Here is a 23,112-nt window from a genome sequence, read left to right as displayed (position 1 = left end):
TATTCGTGCCATGGGTCTAGCCAGCTCCTCCGCTAGACCCTTTTTAATACTAAAACATGCCATTCCAACCCTTTTCTCTCTCATTTTGCAGGTAATGCGCATCAAAGATTTAGTATTTAGAAAAGAGATCAAGCATGGAAAATTTCCAAATGAATAAAGAGAGTTTGTTTACCCTACAAGCTAACTCTCACACCGATGCAATAGGCACGGAAGCATTCGATAAAGTGTATGGACTCGGTTACGAAGTCGATCACGCTGATTGGTCACCTTACCCTCGAGTTAACCAGTTGCGTCAGACATTTCTTGAGCGCCCATATGACATCGATGTAGAACGTCTGCGTTTGGTGACCCAAGCCTACCAAGCCCACGAAGCCACCCCACGTATTTTGCAATGTGCCTACGCATTTGAAAATGTACTGCTCAACACGACGCTCAATATATATCCGCAAGACTTGATCTTAGGGGAGATCGCCGCTCCAGCGAAAGCATCACCTATCTACCCTGAGTTTTCTGTCGATTGGATTATCGATGAGATCCTCCACTCTCCGTTCGAAGAGCGTGCCAACGACCAATTCTATATTCGCAACGACGAAGACCGTGCTGAAATTTTGCAGCTGTGCGAATACTGGAAAGGCAAGAGTGCCAACGAAATCATCACTACGCATCTTGATGAAGACCAAAAGAAAGGCTCTCATATGGGAGAGAAGGTCTTCCAGACCAACAACTACCACTTTGCGGGCATTGGTCACTTTGCCATGGACTTTAACAAGCTGATGATGCTGGGTTACAACGGCGTGTTGGAGCTTACGGAAACTGCGTTTTCAAAACTGTCTAAACAAGACCCTGATTACTTCGAAAAACGCGACTATTACAAAGCAACCATCATCGTATTAAACGCAGCTAAGCAGTATATCCGTCGCCACGCTGAATTAGCGGCTCAAATGGCAAGCTCAGAAGCTGACGAAATTCGCCAGCAAGAATTGCAGACTATGTCGGCAAACTGTTTCCAAATCGCAGGTGGTGCGCCTCAAACTTTTTGGCAAGCAATTCAACTGTTTAATTTTGCGGTTACCCTGACTCAAATCGAAGGCAATGGTCACTCTATATCTTACGGCCGAATGGATCAGTGGCTGCTTCCATTTTATCAACAAGATATCGAAGCGAACGGTATCAGTAAGAAGTTCATCTTAGAGTTGCTAGAAGTGCTTTACGTTAAGATGAATAACCCGACCAAACTCAAAGACAAAGGCACGGTGAAAGTGCGCAATGGTCGCGGTTTTGGTGGTGAAAGCCTCACCATTGGTGGTGTTGATGAGAAAGGGAACGATGCGACCAATGATCTTACTATGTTGATGCTCGAAGCTTCCGTTCATACCCGTATGATGAACCCTTGGGTCTGCGTACGCATGCATGAAAGCACCCCTTACGAGCTTAAGATCAAAACCATCGAGTGTATCCGAGCAGGCTATGGTCACCCGAAACTGTTTAATGACGGCCCTGCAATCAAGGCGATGCAAGCAAAAGGGGTTACCATAGAAGAAGCTCGCAATTACGCCGTAGTTGGCTGTGTTGAACCAACTATCCCAGGCAAAGAACACGGTTGGCTAGATGCCGGTTACGTCAATACCGCCAAAATGATGGAGATGGTTATTAACGGTGGTCGCATTCTTTCAGGGCCCGATGCAGGTAAACAACTTGGCCCTGATACGGGCAGCCTAGAAACTTACCAAAGTTTTGAGCAAGTGCTTGAAAGTGTCGATAAGCAGTTTGCCTACTGGTGTGATCAGCTGTGTAGCTGCCTCAACGTGACTGACAAAATCTATCGTCAAGTCAAGCCAACGCCTTACATCTCTGCTTTCTTCGAGGGTTGTATCGAATCAGGCAAAGACATGACTTATGGTGGTGTGAAGTATAACGGTACTGCCCCACAAGCAGCGGGCATTGCCACTTGTGCAGACTCGCTCATGACCATCAAGAAGTTGATGTTCGACGATAAGAAATTCACGGGCAGTGAATTACTTGAGGCCGTCAAAGATAACTGGGAAGGTCATGAAAAGCTTTATGCATTAGTGAACAGTGCCAAGATCCCACACTACGGCAACGACAATGACGAAGCAGACGCTCTTTTCACCTTCATGTTTGAGTGTTACTGCCGCCATATCAAAGGGCGTAAAAACCCACGTGGGGGAGAGTTTAGCCCAGGTGTTTACACGGTAAATGCTAACGTCGGTATGGGGCTTTATACCAATGCATCCCTAGATGGCCGTAAGAACCATGAACCGATCTCGGACAATATGGGGCCAGTACACACGCAAGGAGGTTCTCACGATATTTCAGGACCAACCGCTATCGTCAACTCTGTAACGAAAGTAGACCACAGTTTGGCTACCAACGGCACCTTGCTCAATCTGCGCTTTCCTGAAGATGCTGTATCGGGAGTCGCAGGACGAGACATTTTGGTCAGTTTTGTCGATGAGTACATCGCCAAGCAAGGCATGCATGTGCAGTTCAATATTATGAGCTCTGAGAAAATGCGCGCAGCGCAGAAAAACCCAGAGTTATACAAAGATATGCTGGTGCGCGTGGCGGGGTACAGCGCCTACTTTGTCGAGCTAGGCAAACCGCTGCAAGATGATTTGATTCAGCGCACTGAGCTAAGGTTCTAGTTCACGAAACCACAAAACAAACCAAACCCGCTCCCCCTTTTCCAAGGGGGAGTTGGAGGGGGTTCTGCACAAAACTTCTCACTATCAATAAGTTTAGAGTCATGTCAGCCCTTTCCACTTCTACATAGAATAGGGAGGAGCATTCATTGCCCAATAAACTCCGAGGCCAGCTTTGCCAACAACAGCCACCATCCTAAACATCCAACGCTTCACCCTGCACGACGGCCCCGGCATTCGTACCGAGCTGTTCCTGAAAGGCTGCCCACTGCGCTGCGATTGGTGCGGTAATCCAGAGAGCTTCCAACGACACATTGAAGTTGGTGTTTATAGCAATAAGTGTATTACCCAGGACAAATGTGGTGACTGTGCTATCCCTTGTCACCAGCCAGAGATGCTGATTTTCAACGACGCTAAACTCACCCATGTCGATAGAGAAAAGTGCTCAAATTGCCTTAGCTGCGTAGAAGAATGCCCATCAGAAGCGATCAAGCAGTGGGGCAACACTATGTCTGTTGAAGAGTGCATGAAGGTGATCAGACAAGATATAGGGTACTACCAGCGCTCCGGTGGCGGCGTCACCGTATCTGGTGGCGAACCATTGATGCAAAGTGAGTTTGTGCTCGATCTATTTAAAGCATGTAAAGCGGAAGGTATCCATACCTGTTTAGAGTCGAGTTTCTTTGGTCATTGGGGCCGAATTGAGAAACTGTTGCCATACACCGATTTAGTGATCTCAGATCTTAAATTAATGGATAGCCAGCAACACAAAAAACACACTGGTGTTGAGAACACCAAAATCCTTGCCAACTTAATAAAACTCACCAAAACAGACCAACTACTCATCTTAAGAATTCCTGTCATTCCCGGTATTAACGATACACAAGCAAACATAAAAGCGACGGCAGACTTCATCAATTCTCAATTACAGGGCAAGGTCGACACTGTTCAACTACTCAGCTTCATGCGCCTAGGCGAAGAGAAATACCAATCACTAGGGCTGGATTACAAAATGAAATCACTGACGTTTGATCGCCAGCGTTTTCAACAGCGTGTGGAAGAGATCGCTAACTACTTCAGACAGCAAGGTATTCGTTGCACTGTGGGGACCAAAGAAGTTGAAAGTCCCTAAAATTGAGGGGCGATGTAGATGCTTCAGCGACCATTGAATCTCATCAATTAGCAAAAGTTCAAGTAAAGTGACGATTTTGACGTCGTCGATACGCGATGAAGATCATATTTTTCGTCATAAAAAAACTAAACCCTTATTGCCCGTTTCTCAATCCGCCAAAAACCATGGTGCTCTAGCTCTCACACCGATATTAAGACTTGAACCTCGTCGCATTTAGGTTTTCTGACACCGGCTGTCATCCTTTCATATATTCAAGTTAAACAACTGAAATTAAATACATTTAATTTTATCAGTACTTCTAAACTTTGAACGAAATCATGTTCAGACTCCTGTTGCTTATTCGAGACCAAATTTCTCGCTAAGCTGACCCCGTCATCAACTAAACGACACAATCTGACGGTCAATCAGCGGCCCATTTGATTCCCGTCAGCTTGTATTTAACAGCTATACATTGGAGTTTATATGAACAAGTTTTTTACTCGTACGTTAATTGCTTCTGCTATCTCAAGCATTACACTTGCGGGCGCTGCATTTGCAGATACCAACCTCAACCCTAAAAAAGATGAACAAGGCTTTTACGGTTTAGTCGCCCTGCAATTGGCGAATCGTGACTATGAAGTACCAACAGGCGCTGAAGGCAACCCAAACTCTGGCGTGCAAGCAAACAATGAAACCCGTCTGGGTTGGCGAGGCACTGCCCACTTCGATAGTTGGGAAAACACCACTTTCATCTGGCAAGTAGAATCTGGCTATGTTGATGAGTCATTTGGTGGAGAAGACGGTGGTAACGGCTACCTTGGTCGTCGGGATACCTACATCGGCTTCCAGAACGACGCTTATGGCCTTATCCGTGTTGGACGAGTTCTGACACCAATTTATGAGCTTATCGATTGGCCTGCGACCAACCCAGGTATGGGTAATGTCTGGGATTGGGGTGGTGCTATCGGCGGCAACAACTTCAACGATCGCCAATCCGATACCATTCGCTGGGACACTAACGAGCTTTGGGAAGGCTTCTCGCTTGATCTCGCAGTGGGTGCCGGTGCAGACCGTGCGGGTGCGACAGACTCACAACGAGCTAACAAAAACTACTGGCACGGCGGCGCTGCCCACCAGAAATTTACCGTAGGTGACAATGGCTGGGTTCAATTCGACCTTGCCTATGAGATGAACTACAACACTCAAGATAAGAGCGGCAACAACCCAGACACTGGCAGCAAAGACCCAGCGTTTTATTGGGACAACCAGACATACCTCATTGGTACTCAAGGTGGCTTTGATAATGGTATTGGCTACTTCGCCTACTACCGTGTGGCTGATGCACAAAACACCCTCGGCGATGACGAACGAGAGAAAAGCTACTCTATCGGCCTGATGTACAACTTCGGCGAAGATAATAAGTGGCAAGCAAAAGTTGCTCATGCAGAAAACAAAGGCCTTGAAGTCAATGGCAAGCGCATCGCAGATACCGAAGATGACGTAACTTCTATGCAGCTAATGTACTCGGTAGACTCCAATGCCGTTGTGTATGCTCGCTACGCCATGAACAACTTAGGAGAAGCACACACCACCCGCCCTGACTACGTCGGTCGCTGGAAGTCTGACAGCTTCGATGAAGCATCGATTGGTATTGAGTACTGGTTCTAATATACTGAAGACAGCGGCCCAAATGGGCTGCTGTCTTGGTTTTTATGCCTAAGCTTGAGTGTTAACCGTATTGCATGTGAGTTTTTTATGATCAGCTAAACTCTAATAGAGCTCTACAATAAAGTGCGACAGGCAATGATTAAATCGAACCACCCAGTAACAAACGAGGGCGATTAAATGAGTAGACTGATTACCTACTCAGATGACGCTTCCACTGAGTTAGAAGCAGATAGTGAACACGCAAAATCCTTCTATCATCAGCTGTTCTTGCTTCACGAGATATCCATCGAGCTTTCAAGAGCTGAGTCTCTTGACAACCTATATCAACTTGCCGTTAATGCCTGCTTAACTCATCTCGACATTGATCGAATGGGAATACTGATGATTGATAAAGAACGCGATTGGATGGTTGGCACCTGGGGCACAGACGAAGAAGGCAATGTTCGCTCCGAAACCGATTATGCCGCTCCCATGCTAGATGATGTTAAAGATGTCATTCGTGAAATGTCGACTAAAGGCAAAGTTTGCGTCTGGCACGACATCGAGTTGTATGAATTTGGTGAGAAGGTAGGTGAAGTCGATGAAGTAGGTCGAGGTTGGAACGCAGCACTTGCCATCTGGGACAACGACGAAGTAATTGGCTGGATTGCATGTGATAATCTCCTGAATCATAAGCCATTTCATACTTACCAGAGCCACACACTGCGTCTATTCGGCTCTATCTTGGGAGAATTCATCAAACGCCAACATGCAGAAGAAGAAATCATTAAGCTCAATGCTAGCTTAGAAAGCAAAATCGAACGGCGTACCGCAGAGCTTTCAAAAGCACAAGCAGAGCTAAAGCAAGCCAACACCGATCTTGAACAAAAAGTGCTTGAACGCACTGCGTTGCTCAATGAAAAACGCACTCATCTTCAAGAGACGTTAGATGAATTACAAGCAACCCAAAGCCAGTTAGTCGAGGCAGAAAAACAAGGCTCAATCGCTCAGCTAGTCATGGGTATGGCACACGAGCTGAATACTCCGCTAGGCAACATTAAGATGGCAGCGAGCTTGCAACCGAACATGCTACAGAACATTGAAGAAAAACTGGCCAACGGAAAACTTTCCGCAGCTGATCTCAACGAACACCTGCGGATGAGTTGTGAAACCAACGAGATCATTTCGAGCAATGCAGGCAAAATGGCTGACTTGGTAGCGCAGTTTAAAAAGCTTTCGATTCATGAGACTCAATTTCGACAGTCGGAACAGATCGAATTAGCGCAATGGCTGAAAGACACTGCTAGCCTCGCCTGCGATAATTATGGACCAAACCATACCCCAACCATCAGTGTTGAAGTCCTGCCAAGCAATGCCAAAGTCACCATTAACACTGCTCAACTGGCCCAAGCTATCGAAGACCTCGTCTTCAACGCCTTAGAGCACGGCTTAACAAACCACTCAACGGATGAGATCCTGATCATCAGCATTGTTCATGAACACCACTTAGAACTGAATTTCGAAGACAACGGCAAAGGGGTCTCCGCAGAAATTCAAGACCACATCTTCGACCCATTCGTAACCACGGCAAGAAGTAAAGGCGGCAAAGGCTTGGGTCTGAATCTGGTCTATAACCTAGTTACCCAAGGGCTAAAAGGCCATATCCAATGCTATCAACCGTTAACTGGGGGGTTTGGTATTGGCCTCTCGATTCCGTTAGATGGTAAGTGAGACTATCCTTAACGCTTATCACTTGGCCAGCAGCCAAGGTGGGTGCGCAAAAAAACCAAGCCTGAACCTTACCTACTTTGAACTTACTGATACCACCCATCCGCAAGCGCTTCAGCCTGCTGCAATACCAGCTCCACGGCCTCCGCTGCGGCATCTGGCGGGTATTTCCAGCGACGCAATAGTCGGCGTACTAAGTTACGCATACGGGCTCGAACACTCTCGCGTTTTTGCCAATCCACGGTGGCGGATTTGCGTAGCTGCTGAGTCAGCTCAATGGCCAGCTCTCGTAGGTTGTCATTGCCTAACTCACGCACGGACGCTTCGTTTTCAACCAGTGCTCGGTAGAACGCCAGTTCATCGACTGAAAGATTAAGCTCATCGATCATTGCCGCATCTTCCTGCATCTCTTTGGCCCACTGGATCAGCTCTTCGATAACTTGAGCGGTTTCAATGTTGCGGTTGTGGTATTTTTGCAAGGTACTCAAGATGCGGTCCGAGTATTTCTTCTCTTGAACTACGTCATTCTTCATACGAGCTTTTACCTCGTCACGGAGCAGCTTTTCAAGTAGCTCAACCGCCAGGTTTTTCTGCTTCATATTCTTAACGTCTTCTAAGAACTCTTCAGAAAGCAAACCGATGTTAGGCTTATCCAGCCCGACCAATTTGAAGATATCATCGACCCCCTCGGCAACCACTGCATTATCTAAGATCTGCTTTAGCGCCGAGTTGCGCTCTTCATCGCTGCGCTTTTTGTCGACGCTGGAGTACTTCATAAACGCCGTTTTAATCGCAGAATAGAAGGCGATCTCATTCTTATAACCTGCCGTTTCATCGAGGGTGTTACACAATGAATACGCTTTAGTCATTGCCGCCATTTCATCTAAGAAGCGGCGCTTACCGTCGCGCACCACCTTGCCATTGCTATCTCGGTGAGAAAGCCCAGATAAGTGGTTTACTGCCCCTGGTAGCAGCTTAAAAGCATCGGTCTCAAACTCTGGGCGATATTGGAACACCTCCCCTTCCACCGGGGTAGCAAACATTGCTCTGACCACATCAATCTTGGTCATCAGCACAGAAAATGCTTCGGCAGCATCCACCGTTGGCTGGCCTTTACCCTGACTGTTGGTGTACGTTTTGAGGGCATTTTTTAGCTCGTTAGCGACCCCAAGATAATCCACCACGAGACCACCCGGCTTATCCTTAAACACACGGTTTACGCGCGCGATCGCCTGCATCAGGTTGTGGCCTTTCATCGGCTTATCGATGTACATGGTATGGCAACATGGCGCATCAAAGCCGGTCAGCCACATATCACGCACGATCACCAGTTGCAGCTCATCGTCGGTATCTTTGTAGCGTTTCTCAAAACGCTTTTTGGTCTTCTTATCGTAGATGTGCGGCTGAAGTTTTGGCTTATCTGCCGCACTGCCTGTCATCACGATTTTGATGGCGCCTTTTTCTGGGTCGTCGCTGTGCCACTCGGGCTTTAGTGCCACAATGGCATCGTATAGATCGACACAAATATCGCGGCTCATGGCAACGATCATCGCTTTCCCGGGGAAAGTGGCGGTTCGGGTGGTGAAGTGCTGCACCAAATCTTTAGCGACCTGCTTAATGCGAGGCTCAGAGCCGACCAGTTTCTCAAGCGCCGCCCACTTGGACTTTATCTGCTCTCGAACCGAGGTTTCTTCCTCCTCGCCGATTTCCTCTTCCACCTCATCATTGATGGATTCGATCTCTTCATGATTGATATCGAGCTTGGCCAGACGTGATTCGTAATAGATAGGCACGGTGGCACCATCATCGACTGCATCTTGGATGTCATAGATAGAAACGTACTCGCCAAACACGCCGCGGGTGTCTTTGTCATCGATCTCTATCGGCGTTCCAGTAAAGCCAATGAATGAGGCATTTGGCAGCGCATCACGCAGGTACTTAGAGTAGCCATACACGTACTTTTGGCCCACCACATCACCGTTGGTATCTTTTATCTCAACCAGCTTGGCCTTGTTGCCATATTGGCTGCGGTGCGCCTCATCAGAGACCACCACAATGTTATTGCGCTCGGAGAGGATCGGGTGCTCAAGCTCTTTCGCCTCTAGGGCGAACTTTTGGATGGTGGTAAAGATAATGCCGCCCGATTGGCGAGCAAGCAGCATCTCTCGTAACGTGTCTCGGCTCTGCGCTTGCTGCGGACTCTGTTTGAGGGTTTCTTGCGCCATGCCGAAGGTGTTAAACAACTGGCCATCCAGATCATTGCGGTCGGTCACCACCACAATGGTTGGGTTATTCATACTCGGCTGTTGCAGTAGCTTACTGGCGTAACAGACCATAGAAATGCTTTTGCCACTGCCTTGGGTATGCCACACCACGCCTGCTTTACCACTGCCCGGCTCGATGCTATCAATGCCTTTGGTGGCTTGGTTTTGATAGTTGCCCATCTGCTCAGCCACTGCGCCGAGATCTGCATCGGCTTGTTTCGCTTTAACGGTGGCCTCGACGGCGGCACGCACCGCATGAAACTGGTGATAGCCAGCGATTTTCTTGATGGTGTTGTCGCCATCGGTTTCAAACAGCACAAAGTAGCGAATGTAATCGAGCAGCAACTGGGGCTTAAAGAAGCCACGCACCATGGTTTCTAGGTGAAAATCCAGCAGCGGCTTATCATCCTCCCCAGAGATGGTCTTCCACGGCAGAAAGCGCTCTTTATTGGCCGTCAGTGAACCTACACGAGCCAACCAGCCGTCACTGATCACCAAGGCTTCGTTGAAGGCAAATAGATCAGAGATCTCTTCTTTGTAGGTCTGTAATTGGTTGTAAGCGTGCCAGATATCCGCCTGCTTATCGGCTGGGTTTTTCAGCTCAATCACCGAGATTGGCAGACCATTGATAAACACCACCACATCTGGGCGGCGATTGCCTTTGGTGCCTGTGATGGTGAACTGATTCACCACCAAAAATTGGTTGTTATCGACGTTGGTGAAATCCATTAGACGGGCATGAGTGGTATGCGTGACCACCTCGCCGTTTTCCGCCGCGGTGTATTCCACTGGAACCCCTTCAATCAGGTACTGATGAAAGGTGCGGTTGTTTTTTATCAACACTGGCGAGTCAGGTGTACAGACGGTGTTGACCACCTGCAAGAGTGCATCTTCAGGAAGCTCTGGGTTTAATACTCGTAGCTGATCCTCTAGGCGCTGCTTAAGCACGACCTGATGGTAATCATCACGCTCTGGCGAGCTACCATCAGGGGCGATGTCATAGCCGCACACGTATTGGTAGCCAATGTCGGTGAACCAGTTGAGGCAGTGCTGTTCTAGTTGGTCTTCGGTGATCATGATTAGCTCTTATCTTCTTGATTGATATCACTTGATAGTGTTGCTTCAATATCTTCGATAGATGGTAATTGCCCCTGGATCTCACTAGGAAGCATTTCAGCAAGCTTATATTCTGCGATACCTATTGGTGAGGTCTTGTTGCGAACGGCATATTCGGCAACAACTCGGTTGCGCTCTTTACACAGCAGAAGACCAATGGTTGGTGCGTCATCTTTATGTTTAAGCTCCCCATCAACCGCAGACAGGTAGAAGTCTAATTGACCGACATCCTTTGGTGTGAGTTTGTCCGCCTTTAACTCGATCACCACATAGCACCTTAGATTGAGATGATAGAAGAGCAGATCGATAAAGAAGTCATCTCCCCCTACATTGAGGTTATATTGTTGACCGACGAGAGCAAAGCCACTCCCCAGTTCTAGCAAAAACGCCGTGATGTGTTTCATCAACGCATTTTCAATATCGCGTTCTTTAGCTTCTGAGTTTAAGTCAAGAAAATCAAAGTTATAAGGATCTTTAAGCGTTTGTACTGCTAACTCCGAATTTGGTTGGGGTAGAGTCATCTCAAAATTATTCACCGCACTGCCTGAGCGTTGAAGTAAACCACTCTCAACCTGATGAGCTAACACGGCCCTAGACCAGCCATGTTTAACCACTTCACTTGCATACCATAGGCGTTCTTTTGGCTCATCAAGCTTTTGAATTAGATGAATATTGTGCCCCCAAGGAATTTGTCCAACAGCCTGTTGGACAATTGGGTTAGATGCAAAATCAGGCCAAGCCAAGGCGAAAGCACGCATACTCATCAAATTGCTACGAGACAATCCTTTCATGGATGGAAAAGCTTGTTTCAGATCTTGAGCAAGTTGTTCAACAACTTTGGTTCCCCACCCTTGTTCTTGCTGCTTGCCTGCAATTTGCTTACCGATAGACCAATAGAGTGCAATCAACTCGGCATTCACAGCAAGCGACGCTTTCTGTTGTGACTGCTGTACTTGCTGCTTTAGTGCCAATAGCCAATTTTGGTAATCAAGGTTAGCGGTTAAAGTCATGGTTACCTCTGCTATTTCTCTAACTCAATTTCGCCGGAAAGCAATTTAGGAAGTAGCGTATCTCGAAGCTTTTCGAGGTAAGAATTCTCTACTAAATTTTGAGCTTTCTTTTCGAACAGAGGAGCTACTAACTGGCTAAATTTGTCTACAACCCTAAGATCAAGAGCGACCTCAATAGCCATTATTTTCTTAGGAGCCGTGTGCTTCACTGTGGAACCTGTCACACCACCCAAAACTTCATTTCTGTATCCGCTTGAACAGAAAAATGAATAGAGATAATTTTTGATATCTTGTTCGACCTTCAGTTCAACTTTGCCAATCCGCTGATTGTGCAGATAAGTTTTACCCTCACTTTCAGGAACAAAGGCTGGATATCCAAGGGTATCAGCCTGTTTACTCAGGTCTGTCATGGTGACCATCAAGTCTCCCTTACTAAAGATGTAGTCATCAGGAATGGGGCCATCGTAATATTTCAGCTTATCTAACTTTATGCCGCCACCAATACGAAAGTTTCCGGGTGTTACACAGATATCGTCTGTCTCTTGGTCAGAAAAATAAGCACCTTTAAAAGCGAAGCCATGTTTGATATTGATGTAATTAGATAGAGGTGAAATATCCCAACCATCTGGAATCAACCCTAACTCAGACTCAACTAGCTTTTCAGGGAATAGCGAGGCAGTGGCCGCATCCATTCCTTCTGGTTGCTCGCCATTCATTTTGGCTTTGACTGGATCGAAGTCGACAAACCATGATTTGAAGATGGCTTGTGCCATTTGTTCTAGGGTTTGGTTGGTTTGTTGATTGACTGCAATTTTTCTGTCCACTTTTTGAAGAACCCCTGCAATTTCTTTTTGAATGCTGAGAGGGGGCAAGTTAAGTTCAAACTTGGAGCAGTCAGGGACGCGGATATGACTAACCACAGAACCACTACCTTCATGCATATTAAATTGATGCTGAAGATCACTGGATAGAAAACTATAGAGCAAGAAGTGGGGATCAAGTCGAGAGCGTTCAACTCGATACTGCATGATTCTTTGACCAAGGAATACTGTATCATCAAAATCAACGATACCAACTTCCCCCATAGGCGCTTCACGTGTTAATAGAACGTCGTCACGCAATACTTTCGCCCGTCGCGTCCATTTCTCATACGTATCTTCTTCGACAAAGCGGCAATCATTTAGAGATATTTTTCCACCCTTGATATTAGGTGTGCGAAGCATCTTGAATGGCGTCTCATATTCCACCCTCGGTGCAGTTTTGTTGACGCAATCAACTATCATTTCACAAACTTCAGAAACCTGAACTCTAGGCCAATTACAATTCACAATTTGCCCCCAACTAAGTTCTTCTTAATCTCAGTCACTTGCTTCATCTGCACAACCTCACCTTTATTCTTCATTCTTATTTCCCTGCTGTGCCAACAAAGCTTGCTGTGCCTGTTCACGCTCTCGTTCTAACTCTTGTTTAAGCTCTTGCTCTGTAGGCAGATAAGGCAAATATTTCGCCGCAAACAGCTGCTTCTGATCCGACAGCACCGAGTATTTCACCACCGCTTCACTCTTCTCACTGCACAGCACCAAGCCAATGGTTGGGTTATCATCTTCCCCTTTGAGCTTGTCGTCATACAAACGTACATAAGTATCCATCTGCCCGACATCTTGGTGCTTAAGCTTGCCAATTTTTAGATCGACCAACAGGAAGCACTTAAGCTTGAAGTTGTAGAACACCAAGTCGATGTAAAAATCTTCATCATCAAATCGGATCCGTTGCTGGCGCTCGACAAACGCAAAGCCTTTGCCAAGCTCAAGTAAGAACTGCTGCAAGTTTTCAATGATGCGCAGCTCTAGCTCCGACTCTTGGTAGGTTTTGTCTTGCAGGTTTAAAAAATCCAACACATACGGGTCGCGCAGATAATCTTTGGCGCTATCTGCCAATGCCGTCGTGTTGCTTTGCGCTTCACCCGCAACGATGGCTTTGTCTTTACTAGCCAGTAACCGCTCGTAGTAAAGCGTGCCGATTTGCCTTTCAAGCGCGCGAGCACTCCAGTTTTGGCTAATGGCTTCTTGCTGGTACCACTGCCTTGCACTTGGGTTTTCTACACGCAGTAAGGTGCGATAATGCGTCCAGCTCAATTCGAGACGCACTGCGTCTCGTTTTTCAAAGGCCAGATAAAAGCGGCGCATGGTGCGCAGGTTGGTGACATCAAAACCTTTACCAAACTCTTGGGTCAGCTGCTGTGACAGCTGCTTGAGCTGAGCCTTACCATACTCGGCACGATTACTGCCATGTTGCTCTTGCTCAACAATCAAATACCCGATCTGCCAATAGGCCTGCACCATGGCAGAATTGACCGCTTGCTTGACTTGCCCTCTGGCTTGCTCGATAACTTGCTTGATATCACTGAGCAACGCGGTGTGATTCAACTCAGAGCTCATAGCCCAACCCTTTGAGATTGTTTTTGATTTCAGCTTCTAAGGTTGCCGACTCAGCAAACTGCTCGCTTAGCTTCGCCGTGAGCGTCGCCATCTTATCGGCAAAAGGAATGCCATCGTCCTCTTCCTCGGCAGCCCCGACATAGCGCCCCGGTGTTAGCACGTAATCGTGTTTGATGATCTCTTCTAGCGTGGCTGATTTGCAGAAGCCAGCTTCGTCTTCATAGCTCACACCATGAACTGCTTCGCCGGTCTTCCATGCATGGTACAGATCCGCCACTTTGCTAATATCTTCTGGCTTGAAGTCTCGCAGGACACGGTCTTTCATGTAACCCAGGTTGCGGGCATCAATAAACAGCACTTCCCCTTTACGAGCACGCAACTGACGGCCGGCCTTATCAGTACGAGCATTTTTGTTCTTGGTCAGGAACCAGATACACGCGGGGATCTGGGTGTTGGTAAACAGCTGACCTGGCAGTGCGACCATACACTCGACAAGATCGTTTTCGATAAGCGCTTTACGGATCTCACCTTCGTTATTGGTGGTCGAGCTCATCGAGCCATTGGCCAGTAGCAGCGCCTGTGAGCCATCTGGGGCGAGGTGATGAAGCATATGCTGCATCCACGCAAAGTTTGCGTTGCCCGCTGGCGGTTGGCCGTATTTAAAGCGAGGGTCGTTATCATCAACGCCAGTGTTCCACTCTTTCATGTTGAATGGTGGGTTAGCCATGATGAAATCTGCACGCAAGTCTGGGTGCTGGTCATTGGTATAGGTGCTGGCAGGCTCACCAAACTGACACTCTAGGCCACGGATCGCCATGTTCATTCCAGCCAGTTGCCAAGTGGTATGGTTGTACTCTTGACCATAAATTGAGATGCGGTGCTTTTGCGTCAGTGGGTCGACGTTTTTCTCATGCGCATGACGCTCAATGAACTTCTCTGACTGGACGAAGAAACCGCCAGAACCCATCGCTGGGTCATACACTCGGCCTTCAAACGGCTCAATCATCTCAACGATCAGCGATACGATAGAGGCTGGGGTGTAGAACTGCCCCCCCTTCTTACCCTCTGCCAACGCAAACTGACCGAGCATGTATTCGTACACGTGACCTAGGATGTCTTTGCTGTTTAACTTGGCATGCACAAATGGAATGGTGGCGATAAGGTTGATCAGCTCGTTGAGTTTCGCCTGATCTATCTTTAAGCCTGCGTAAGATTTATTCAGTACGCCTTTGAGCTTAGGGTTGTCACGCTCGATGCCTTCGAGGGCCGTGTCGATTAGGTGACCCACCGAGGTGATTTTTTTGCTTTTACCATCAATCTCAAGCTCGGCCCCACCAATCACTTGGGGTGCGTTGCTTTGTAGGAACTGCCAACGAGATTCGGTTGGCAGCCAGAAGACGTTTTTCTCGGTGTAGTAGTCACGTTGCTCAAGCTCAATCGCCACTTCTTCTGCCAGCTCTTCTGCGCTGAAGTCGGCTGGGTCTAGGTAATATTCATGCTCTGGGTTGGCGAGATCGGCTTTGATTTCGTCTTGGCGGATTTTGAAGGCATCAGAGACGTATTTTACGAAGATAAGACCAAGCACAGCGTGTTTGTATTGGGCGGCATCGAGGGTTGATCGCAGTTTGTCTGCTGCGGTCCAGAGCTTGCCTTCCAGCTCTTTAAGGAATTGTTGTTCTTGAGAATTCATGATCGTTTACTTCGACGTGAAAGAATCTAGCCATCATACCAAATGAATAGTACTTCTTGTTGACTTACCACTAAATTTAAAAGTGTCTTGTTCTATTTTTGAACAGATGATTCTCTGAACTGAAGCTAAATTAGATAGATTCGCTTTATTACCTTTGAGTGGTCTGGCTAGCTATGGAGTGGAAGATGCAAAGATGAATATTGGAGCGTGCAGCGGGAATCGAACCCGCATCATCAGCTTGGAAGGCTGAGGTAATAGCCATTATACGATGCACGCATTTTGGGGAAGTGTTCCCTGAGATGCCTGCCCACTATGACAGATTGTTGGCAGAAGAAAACCCTGTAAGTTACTGATTGCACATATCGCCACCAGCGATGAGCCAAATAAGTGACATTGGTCACAATAACACTAAGCGACTGATTTAATTCCAGATACAACTAAGCCCCTAAAAAGGGGCTCAGTTAATTAAAGCAGTTAGGTGACCTAGCTAACTCGATTACCCATCAATCCCTTTCGCTTTCAAGAACTCGCTGTAAGTCCCGCGGAAATCATGGATCTTGCCGTCACGGATCTCAAGGATTCGCGTTGCAAGTGAGTCTACAAACACACGGTCGTGAGATACAAAGAATAACGTACCTTTGTACTGCTCTAGTGCGCTGTTCAACGACTCGATAGATTCCATATCCATGTGGTTGGTTGGCTCATCCATCAGTAGGATGTTTGGCTTGTGCATCATGATCTTGCCAAGCAGCATGCGGCCTTGCTCACCACCAGAAAGCACTTGTACAGACTTCTTGATGTCGTCTTGACCAAACAGCATACGACCAAGGAAGCTGCGGATCACTTGCTCATCATCACCTTCTTGACGCCATTGACCCATCCAGTCCATTAGATTCATGTCTTGTTCAAAGTCATGGGCATGGTCTTGTGCGTAGTAGCCAATGTTTGAGTTTTCAGACCACTTGTATTCACCTGTGCGTGGCTCTAGTACACCCGCAAGAGTGTTAAGTAGTGTGGTTTTACCTACGCCATTCTCACCGATGATTGCTACACGCTCACCCACTTCGAAGATAGCGTCGAAGCCACTGTATAAGTCATCTTCAAAACCTTGTGACAAGCCTTCGACGTTAAGTGCGTTACGGAATAGCTCTTTCTCTTGGTCAAAACGGATGAACGGGTTCTGACGGCTTGAAGGTTTCACTTCTTCTAGCTGGATTTTATCAATCTGCTTAGCGCGAGAAGTTGCTTGTTTTGCTTTCGATGCATTTGCAGAGAAACGAGCAACAAAAGTGTTTAGCTCAGCAATTTGCGCTTTCTTCTTAGCGTTGTCAGCTAATAGACGTTCGCGAGCTTGGGTTGCCGCAACCATGTACTCATCATAGTTACCTGTAAACAGGCGTAGCTCACCGTAATCTAGGTCAGCCATGTGGGTACACACACTGTTCAGGAAGTGACGGTCGTGCGAGATGATGATCATGGTGCAATTACGCTGGTTTAGTGTCTCTTCAAGCCAGCGAATGGTGTCCATGTCCAAGTTGTTGGTTGGTTCGTCAAGCAGCATGATGTGCGGGTCAGCAAATAGTACCTGTGCAAGTAGAACACGAAGCTTCCAGCCTGGCGCAACTTCGCTCATTAGGCCAAAGTGAAGCTCTTCAGGGATACCTACATTTAGTAAGAGTTCGCCTGCTTTGGCTTCCGCCATGTAGCCGTCCATTTCAGCGAATTGCACTTCAAGATCAGCTACCAGCATGCCTTCCTCTTCACTCATTTCAGGTAAAGAGTAGATACGGTCACGCTCTTTTTTTACTTCCCACAGTTCTTTGTAGCCCATGATTACGGTATCGATCACAGTAAACTCTTCGTAAGCAAACTGATCCTGATTCAGCTTAGCGACACGCTCGTTGGGATCGTAGCTGACGTTACCGCCAGTTGGCTCTAGTTCGCCTGAAAGGATCTTCATGAACGTTGATTTACCACAACCGTTCGCACCGATTAGGCCGTAGCGGTTGCCCTCACCAAATTTCACTGAGATGTTTTCGAATAGCGGTTTAGCGCCAAACTGCTGAGTTATGTTAGCTGTACTGATCAAAACGTCGATACCTTAATCTTTAGAAAATCGACGCAAAGGTACTTGCTCAAAGGTTAAACTGCAAGCCATTTTGAGCAAGATCACATATTCGTCAACAGAAAGCGTCTAGAAAAGGGATTTATCCCGCTATTTCTCCCAATAACCCGCAACACTTTGCACTGGTTTGTGCTGATTAGGTTTGGTTAACCAAGCCGCAACCGCAGCAGTGTTTTCAGGAAGTTCAGCGATATTAAACTGCCACTGCCCTTGCCCCCGCTGTCTTGCTTCTCGTAGCACGACAAAATCTTGTTCTAACTTACGACCTCTGTTTTCCCCCGCTTTCACATCAATGCGTTCGTTCATCGCCAAAAGAACCAACTTGGCATCAAAATTCCCTTTACCTTGATAAGTCAAAGTAAAACCATGGGCCTGCTTGGTCAGTTCCAATCTTGGTGCATTTTCAGCCCCCTGATTGGGAAGAGAACGCCCGTAGAAGTAGCCTTTCCATTCCTCACCGTTAACAACAAACCCAGGGGTATATACCGAACTTAACACGCCATATTGTCGATACAGGCGCTGCTTTTGGCTAAAGGCAGGCTGCGCAAATTTGTCTTTCCACCCGAGGTAATCCCAATAATCGACGTGGTAAGCCAGCGGGATCACTTCCGTCCATAACTGATCCGAATGCTCATACCCATTGAGCTTTTTTTCTGCAGGCGGGCAACTGGAACACCCTTGAGAAGTAAATAGCTCAATGACTGTGGCGGGTTTGCCCTCATGGACCCACGTTTGTGCCTGCGCCCAGCTTGCGCAGCAAGTCACCACCAGCCCGAAATAATACGCTTTCATAGTATCTCCTCCATTTACTAACAAGACCTATGATCACGGTGTGATATTTCGTGCGGTGACAATTTTGTACAAAGCACTAAATGGGCTAGCGAATTGCAAAGCAGACGACTACAATGTCGCCCTGTCATTGTTATGTAATAAAGAGCTTTTCATGAAACCAGGCGCTACCGGTATTACCCGCATCCTTCACGCAACTCGCTACTCTATGCAAGGGTTAGTGGCCGCCTGGAAAAATGAGGCCGCCATTCGTCAAGAGGTGGTATTGCTGGCTATTTTTGTTCCCGTGACATTTTTTCTACCCGTAAGCAAAATTGAACAAGTTGCTCTGGTTGCTAGCCTAGTACTGATATTGATTGTTGAGTTGCTTAACTCTGCAATTGAAGCGGTGGTCGATCGCATTGGACCTGAGAAACATGAATTAAGCGGTCGAGCAAAAGATATTGGTTCAGCGGCGGTATTTGTTGCACTGTGTTTAGCAGGATTTACTTGGCTACTGATCTTGTTTGGATAAGCAATTGAGAGCGCACCAAGTAAGATCTTTGTCAAATCATCGAGCTAAAATTGAAATAGAGTTTTAGCTCTACTTCTGAGCAATTTATAATTTAGTGTTCCTAAATTTTGACTCAGGTAAATTTCGTGCCGCTACTCCCCTCATACACTTCTAGCTATAGCCCCATTGCTCGGCTGCGCTATCAAAGCTTTTTTCAGAAAAAAGTGTATCAGCCGCACGCACATTTTAACTACCTGCCCCCGATCCTATTTGTACTGTTCAGCCTGTCGGACCTTATTCACTTTAATCACTACCTTTTCGAGGTTGTGGGCGGGCGTTTAGTCATTGGTGTCTTGCTTCTCATAGCTACCTATTGGGTTCACTCCTACAAACCTAAGTATTTAGAGATCACTGAAACCATAGCAATCAGCGTTGTTTGCCTATTTCTTATTGGTGTAGGTCGAATTGCCCTAGCGAATGGTGATGACAACTACCAAAACGGGTTAATACTAGTCATTATCTATATCGGCACATTTTCTCGACTCTCTTTACGCTATGCTGTACCTATGATCTGTTTTGCCCTCGCTGGGCACTTTATCGGTTTCTCGTTTTGGATGTACGAACTCGACCCAGCAAGCGAGCTTGAGCGGGTGAGTATCTACCTATCCACTTTCATTTTATGTGTTATCGCCGTGTACCGACGTGAGTTAGAGTGCCACGTCGATTTTAGACGACGTGAAAACCTAAGGAGCCAGAGTATTCGCTTAATTGATCAAATCCAGACATTGACCAATCAGACCTTACATGACCCATTGACTGGGCTTAGAAATCGACTCTATTTAACCGATATCATGCCTCTTCAACTAGCGGATAATGGCGCATTGGGCGTAATGATGCTCGACGTAGATCACTTTAAGTCTATCAACGATCAATACGGGCACCTCGAAGGCGATAAAGTACTGGTCAAACTCAGTGAGCATATCAAAAAACGATCTGGTCGAGAAGTCACCTGCTTTCGCTATGGCGGAGAAGAATTCCTGCTGGTTAGCCAAAATCTTCGTGAAGAGGAGTGGTTGCGACTGGCTGATGAGTTAGTCAAAGGTTGTCACCAATTAGATTTGCCTTTCAAAGTAACCATCTCAATTGGTGTCTATCACCACCCTCGCAAACCACTTAGGCTGGAGAGCGCAATAGAGAAAGCGGACACCGCACTGTATAAAGCCAAAAACATGGGACGAGATCGATTTATTCAAGCCTAGCCAGTGGCAATAACCGCTTGAATATACAACACTTAGGTCATTGACATTCACTGTATAAAACGGTGAAAATCTGCCATCCATTGATAAAGGACGACCTATCTCTATGAAAAAGCTTGTATTTCCTCTGCTTTTCACGTTTTTGAGTGCCAGCGCTGTCGCTCAAAATGGTGATGACAACATTTCAGTGACCTACCTTCCTGGAAAAACAGAAGATGAAAAAGTCATTGCAGAATTTGTTAAAAACAGCGGCATCAACGAACTTGTTGTTGAGATGGGTGAAGAGATTTTCCCATTCACTAACCCTCTGACCATTGAATATGGCTCTGACGACGGTCCACTGTTTGATCCGAACAAAAACGTCATTCAAATGCCCTACTCCTTCATGGGGGAAGCAAATTACTACTTCACCAAGAATAAATACGACGAAAAATTTGGTAAGCCCGCTCAAGAGGGGGTGCTAGATACCGTGCTGCACACGCTTATCCATGAAATTGGTCATGCCTACATCATGGATAAAAAGATCCCAATCTTAGGTAAAGAAGAAGATGCCGTGGACAACCTCGCTGCAATCGTGATGATCGAGTATTTCGAAAATGGTGCCGACAGCGCCATCAGTGCGGCTGATATGTTTGCATTTGAAAGTGAAGAGATGCCTGAGCACATCCATGTGGCAGAGTACATTGACGAGCACAGCTTCAACCTACAGCGTTACTTTGCAACTCTTTGCTTAGTTTACGGCAGTGATCCAGAAAAATATTCGGGCTTACTCGATGAAGTCGGAAAAGAAACCTTGGCAGACAGGCAAGAGTTCTGTGTCTATAACTACCAAAAAACCAGCGACGATTGGCATACCTATTTAGGCCATACTAAGTAACCTTCACAGCCCCAGATTTCTGGGGCTTGTAATTTAAGCGTCATCACATACTCACAATAGTGTCACCGAACTGAAACAGCCTAATATAAGAATGCTCTATTTATGTATATATGGATATAACTAGGCTTAACACAATGAAAAAACTTTCAATTCTGACTTTGGCGTTAACAGCAACGCTATCTACTGCGGCATCAGCGCACTTTCATGAGACGGCGTTAATCGCTCGATACCAGTCGGGTATCTATGGTGAAGGTGCTACTGAAATCATCGACTACGATAAATTGGCTGGAAAGGCCTATGTCATCAACGGTGCCACCAACCGAGTCGACATCCTCGACCTATCCAACTTGAAAAACACCCCGGTAGAAAACAGTTTTGAAGCCAACAACTTGAGCGCTGTGTCGTTTGATATTCCAGCCAAAGTATCACTAAGCAATGGAAGCGAAGTGACACTAGGTGGCGCAAACTCCTTAGCCATCCACAACAAACTGATGGCGATTGCAGTGGCCAATGACAACAAACAAGCTCCAGGTGTGGTTCTTTTTTATCAACTTTCTGATCACCTACCTAAATTCCACTCAGCCGTCCAAGTTGGTGCGCTTCCAGACATGGTCACTTTCGCACCGAACGGTCGCACGGTTGTTGTCGCTAATGAAGGTGAGCCAAGCAAAGATTACAAAATCGATCCTGAAGGCTCTGTAAGCCTAATTACAGTGACTAACGGCGAACCAAATCATGTCGCAACGGAGCTATCGTTTAAGCACTTTGAATCGCAAAAACCACAGCTGTTAGAGCAAGGCTTTAAGTTCGCAAGCCCTGAGGGCACGAGCTTAGCTCAAGACATCGAGCCGGAGTACATTACTGTCAGTCAAGATAGCCGCACAGCATGGGTTACCTTGCAAGAGAACAACGCTGTTGCAAAAATGGACCTACTCAACGCCAAAATCACCAATGTTTATGGTCTTGGCCTTAAAGACTTTGGCAAAGCAGAAAACGCCATTGATGCCAGTGATAAAGATGGCATGATCAACATCAAGCCTCGCCAAGGGGTTTACGGTCTTTACCAGCCAGACACTATCTCGTCTTACTCTGTGAATGGTAAGACATATTTGGTCACGGCCAATGAAGGCGACGCTCGTGATTACTGGTTCAGCGCTGCAAACGAGGCTGAGTGCCTTCAGGCTGGCGGTCTTGAGTTCGACGAAGAAGATGGCTGTCTTGGCTACTCAGAAGAAACTCGTGCAGGCAAACTCAAACTTGCTGCTGGCCACCCACAGCAAAACAACTTAGATAAAGCTGACCTAGGCCGTTTAAAAGTCACCACGGCGATGGGTGACACCAATGGTGATGGCTTGTATGAAAAAGTGGTCGCTTACGGCGCTCGTTCATTCTCAATCTGGGATGAAAACGGTAATCAAGTGTTTGACAGTGCAGGTGAAATCGAAGCCATGCTTGCCAAGCGCTTCCCAGAGGCATTCAACAGCAATGAAGTGAAAAACAAGAAAGATAACCGCTCAGATGACAAAGGCGCTGAGCCAGAAGGTCTAGCCATCGGCGAGATTGATGGTCGCTTCTACGCTTTTGTGGGTCTAGAGCGTATGGGTGGTTTCGTTATTTACGACATCACAACACCTGCGAATGCTAAGTTTATCGATTATGTCGTTAACCGTGATTTTAAGGCGGATTTTGAGATCGATGATGATGCAAGCCCAGTTGCCTTAAAAGGTGACTACAAAAAGGCCGGTGACCTTGCGCCTGAAGGAATGAAGTTCATCAGCAAGAAAGACAGCCCGACGAAACTCCCTCTTCTACTGGTAGCCAATGAGATCAGTGGCACCGTTTCAGTGTATGCGATGAAGTAACTTAGCGCTCAAATTAACAAGGCCCGCTCATCATTGATGCGCG

General features: G+C 46.8%; 15 protein-coding genes and 1 tRNA gene. 8 read left to right on the top strand and 8 right to left on the bottom strand.

The genetic code is table 11. The features are described from left to right. Positions 1-134: 134 nt before the first annotated feature. The 4 genes from hpfG (at position 135) to J4N39_RS16100 (ending at position 7,152) form a co-directional block, all read left to right on the top strand. Positions 135-2,666: a (2S)-3-sulfopropanediol dehydratase gene (gene hpfG / locus J4N39_RS16115; RefSeq protein WP_252025795.1), complete on the top strand. Its 2,532-nt coding sequence runs from the start codon at positions 135-137 to the stop codon at positions 2,664-2,666. A 172-nt stretch (positions 2,667-2,838) separates the two neighbouring features. After that, positions 2,839-3,795 carry a (2S)-3-sulfopropanediol dehydratase activating enzyme gene (gene hpfH, locus J4N39_RS16110; protein ID WP_252025793.1) on the top strand — a complete coding sequence of 319 codons (957 nt, stop codon included), beginning with the start codon at positions 2,839-2,841 and terminating at the stop codon, positions 3,793-3,795. 462 nt (positions 3,796-4,257) lie between these two features. Beyond that, positions 4,258-5,442, top strand: a complete 1,185-nt coding sequence (locus J4N39_RS16105; protein WP_252025791.1) for a porin — start codon at positions 4,258-4,260, stop codon at positions 5,440-5,442. Between the two features lie 177 nt (positions 5,443-5,619). Next, a complete protein-coding gene (locus tag J4N39_RS16100) occupies positions 5,620-7,152 on the top strand; it encodes a sensor histidine kinase (protein WP_252025789.1) in 1,533 nt (510 codons plus the stop codon). A gap of 83 nt (positions 7,153-7,235) precedes the next feature. Here the strand turns inward: J4N39_RS16100 and J4N39_RS16095 are convergent, their stop codons facing one another. The 8 genes from J4N39_RS16095 to J4N39_RS16060 form a co-directional block, all read right to left on the bottom strand. Further along, positions 7,236-10,490, bottom strand: a complete 3,255-nt coding sequence (locus J4N39_RS16095; RefSeq protein WP_252025787.1) for a type I restriction endonuclease subunit R — start codon at positions 10,488-10,490, stop codon at positions 7,236-7,238. A gap of 2 nt (positions 10,491-10,492) precedes the next feature. Continuing rightward, positions 10,493-11,539, bottom strand: coding sequence for a PDDEXK nuclease domain-containing protein (locus J4N39_RS16090; RefSeq protein WP_252025785.1), 1,047 nt, complete (start codon positions 11,537-11,539; stop codon positions 10,493-10,495). 11 nt (positions 11,540-11,550) lie between these two features. Then, the gene (locus J4N39_RS16085) at positions 11,551-12,867 is read right to left on the bottom strand and encodes a restriction endonuclease subunit S (protein WP_252025783.1); all 1,317 of its coding nucleotides are present in this window, start codon (positions 12,865-12,867) and stop codon (positions 11,551-11,553) included. 63 nt (positions 12,868-12,930) lie between these two features. After that, positions 12,931-13,977: a PDDEXK nuclease domain-containing protein gene (locus J4N39_RS16080; protein WP_252025781.1), complete on the bottom strand. Its 1,047-nt coding sequence runs from the start codon at positions 13,975-13,977 to the stop codon at positions 12,931-12,933. Beyond that, positions 13,967-15,667, bottom strand: coding sequence for a class I SAM-dependent DNA methyltransferase (locus J4N39_RS16075; RefSeq protein WP_252025779.1), 1,701 nt, complete (start codon positions 15,665-15,667; stop codon positions 13,967-13,969). The genes J4N39_RS16080 and J4N39_RS16075 overlap by 11 nt, the downstream gene beginning before the upstream one ends. A gap of 201 nt (positions 15,668-15,868) precedes the next feature. After that, a tRNA-Gly gene (locus J4N39_RS16070) sits at positions 15,869-15,943 on the bottom strand. A 220-nt stretch (positions 15,944-16,163) separates the two neighbouring features. After that, the gene (locus tag J4N39_RS16065; RefSeq protein WP_252025776.1) at positions 16,164-17,756 is read right to left on the bottom strand and encodes an ABC-F family ATPase; all 1,593 of its coding nucleotides are present in this window, start codon (positions 17,754-17,756) and stop codon (positions 16,164-16,166) included. A 126-nt stretch (positions 17,757-17,882) separates the two neighbouring features. Then, entirely contained in the window at positions 17,883-18,584 is a 702-nt protein-coding gene (locus tag J4N39_RS16060) for a DUF1223 domain-containing protein (protein ID WP_252025774.1), read from the bottom strand. Between the two features lie 151 nt (positions 18,585-18,735). Here J4N39_RS16060 and J4N39_RS16055 point away from each other — a divergent pair, with 151 nt between their 5' ends. From J4N39_RS16055 to J4N39_RS16040, 4 genes are all read left to right on the top strand, one after another. After that, complete coding sequence (locus J4N39_RS16055) at positions 18,736-19,095, top strand: diacylglycerol kinase (protein ID WP_252025771.1); 360 nt, start codon at positions 18,736-18,738, stop codon at positions 19,093-19,095. Between the two features lie 125 nt (positions 19,096-19,220). Beyond that, a complete protein-coding gene (locus J4N39_RS16050; RefSeq protein ID WP_252025769.1) occupies positions 19,221-20,333 on the top strand; it encodes a GGDEF domain-containing protein in 1,113 nt (370 codons plus the stop codon). A gap of 103 nt (positions 20,334-20,436) precedes the next feature. Next, positions 20,437-21,207, top strand: a complete 771-nt coding sequence (locus J4N39_RS16045) for a DUF4344 domain-containing metallopeptidase (RefSeq protein WP_252025767.1) — start codon at positions 20,437-20,439, stop codon at positions 21,205-21,207. 134 nt (positions 21,208-21,341) lie between these two features. After that, positions 21,342-23,069, top strand: coding sequence for a choice-of-anchor I family protein (locus J4N39_RS16040; RefSeq protein ID WP_252025765.1), 1,728 nt, complete (start codon positions 21,342-21,344; stop codon positions 23,067-23,069). Positions 23,070-23,112 lie beyond the last annotated feature (43 nt).

It is taken from the genome of Vibrio sp. SCSIO 43136 (genome assembly GCF_023716565.1).
Taxonomy (GTDB): domain Bacteria; phylum Pseudomonadota; class Gammaproteobacteria; order Enterobacterales; family Vibrionaceae; genus Vibrio.
Note: the sequence above shows the minus strand (reverse complement) of the source record. Positions and strands in the feature narration are given on the sequence as shown.

What these genes read in the sequence shown, in the direction of transcription:
- hpfG (WP_252025795.1), top strand. Translation starts at nt 135, where the DNA reads ATGGAAAATTTCCAAATGAATAAAGAGAGTTTGTTTACCCTACAAGCT.
- J4N39_RS16105 (WP_252025791.1), top strand. Translation starts at nt 4,258, where the DNA reads ATGAACAAGTTTTTTACTCGTACGTTAATTGCTTCTGCTATCTCAAGC.
- J4N39_RS16100 (WP_252025789.1), top strand. Translation starts at nt 5,620, where the DNA reads ATGAGTAGACTGATTACCTACTCAGATGACGCTTCCACTGAGTTAGAA.
- J4N39_RS16095 (WP_252025787.1), bottom strand. Translation starts at nt 10,490, where the DNA reads ATGATCACCGAAGACCAACTAGAACAGCACTGCCTCAACTGGTTCACC.
- J4N39_RS16090 (WP_252025785.1), bottom strand. Translation starts at nt 11,539, where the DNA reads ATGACTTTAACCGCTAACCTTGATTACCAAAATTGGCTATTGGCACTA.
- J4N39_RS16080 (WP_252025781.1), bottom strand. Translation starts at nt 13,977, where the DNA reads ATGAGCTCTGAGTTGAATCACACCGCGTTGCTCAGTGATATCAAGCAA.
- J4N39_RS16075 (WP_252025779.1), bottom strand. Translation starts at nt 15,667, where the DNA reads ATGAATTCTCAAGAACAACAATTCCTTAAAGAGCTGGAAGGCAAGCTC.
- J4N39_RS16060 (WP_252025774.1), bottom strand. Translation starts at nt 18,584, where the DNA reads ATGAAAGCGTATTATTTCGGGCTGGTGGTGACTTGCTGCGCAAGCTGG.
- J4N39_RS16055 (WP_252025771.1), top strand. Translation starts at nt 18,736, where the DNA reads ATGAAACCAGGCGCTACCGGTATTACCCGCATCCTTCACGCAACTCGC.
- J4N39_RS16045 (WP_252025767.1), top strand. Translation starts at nt 20,437, where the DNA reads ATGAAAAAGCTTGTATTTCCTCTGCTTTTCACGTTTTTGAGTGCCAGC.
- J4N39_RS16040 (WP_252025765.1), top strand. Translation starts at nt 21,342, where the DNA reads ATGAAAAAACTTTCAATTCTGACTTTGGCGTTAACAGCAACGCTATCT.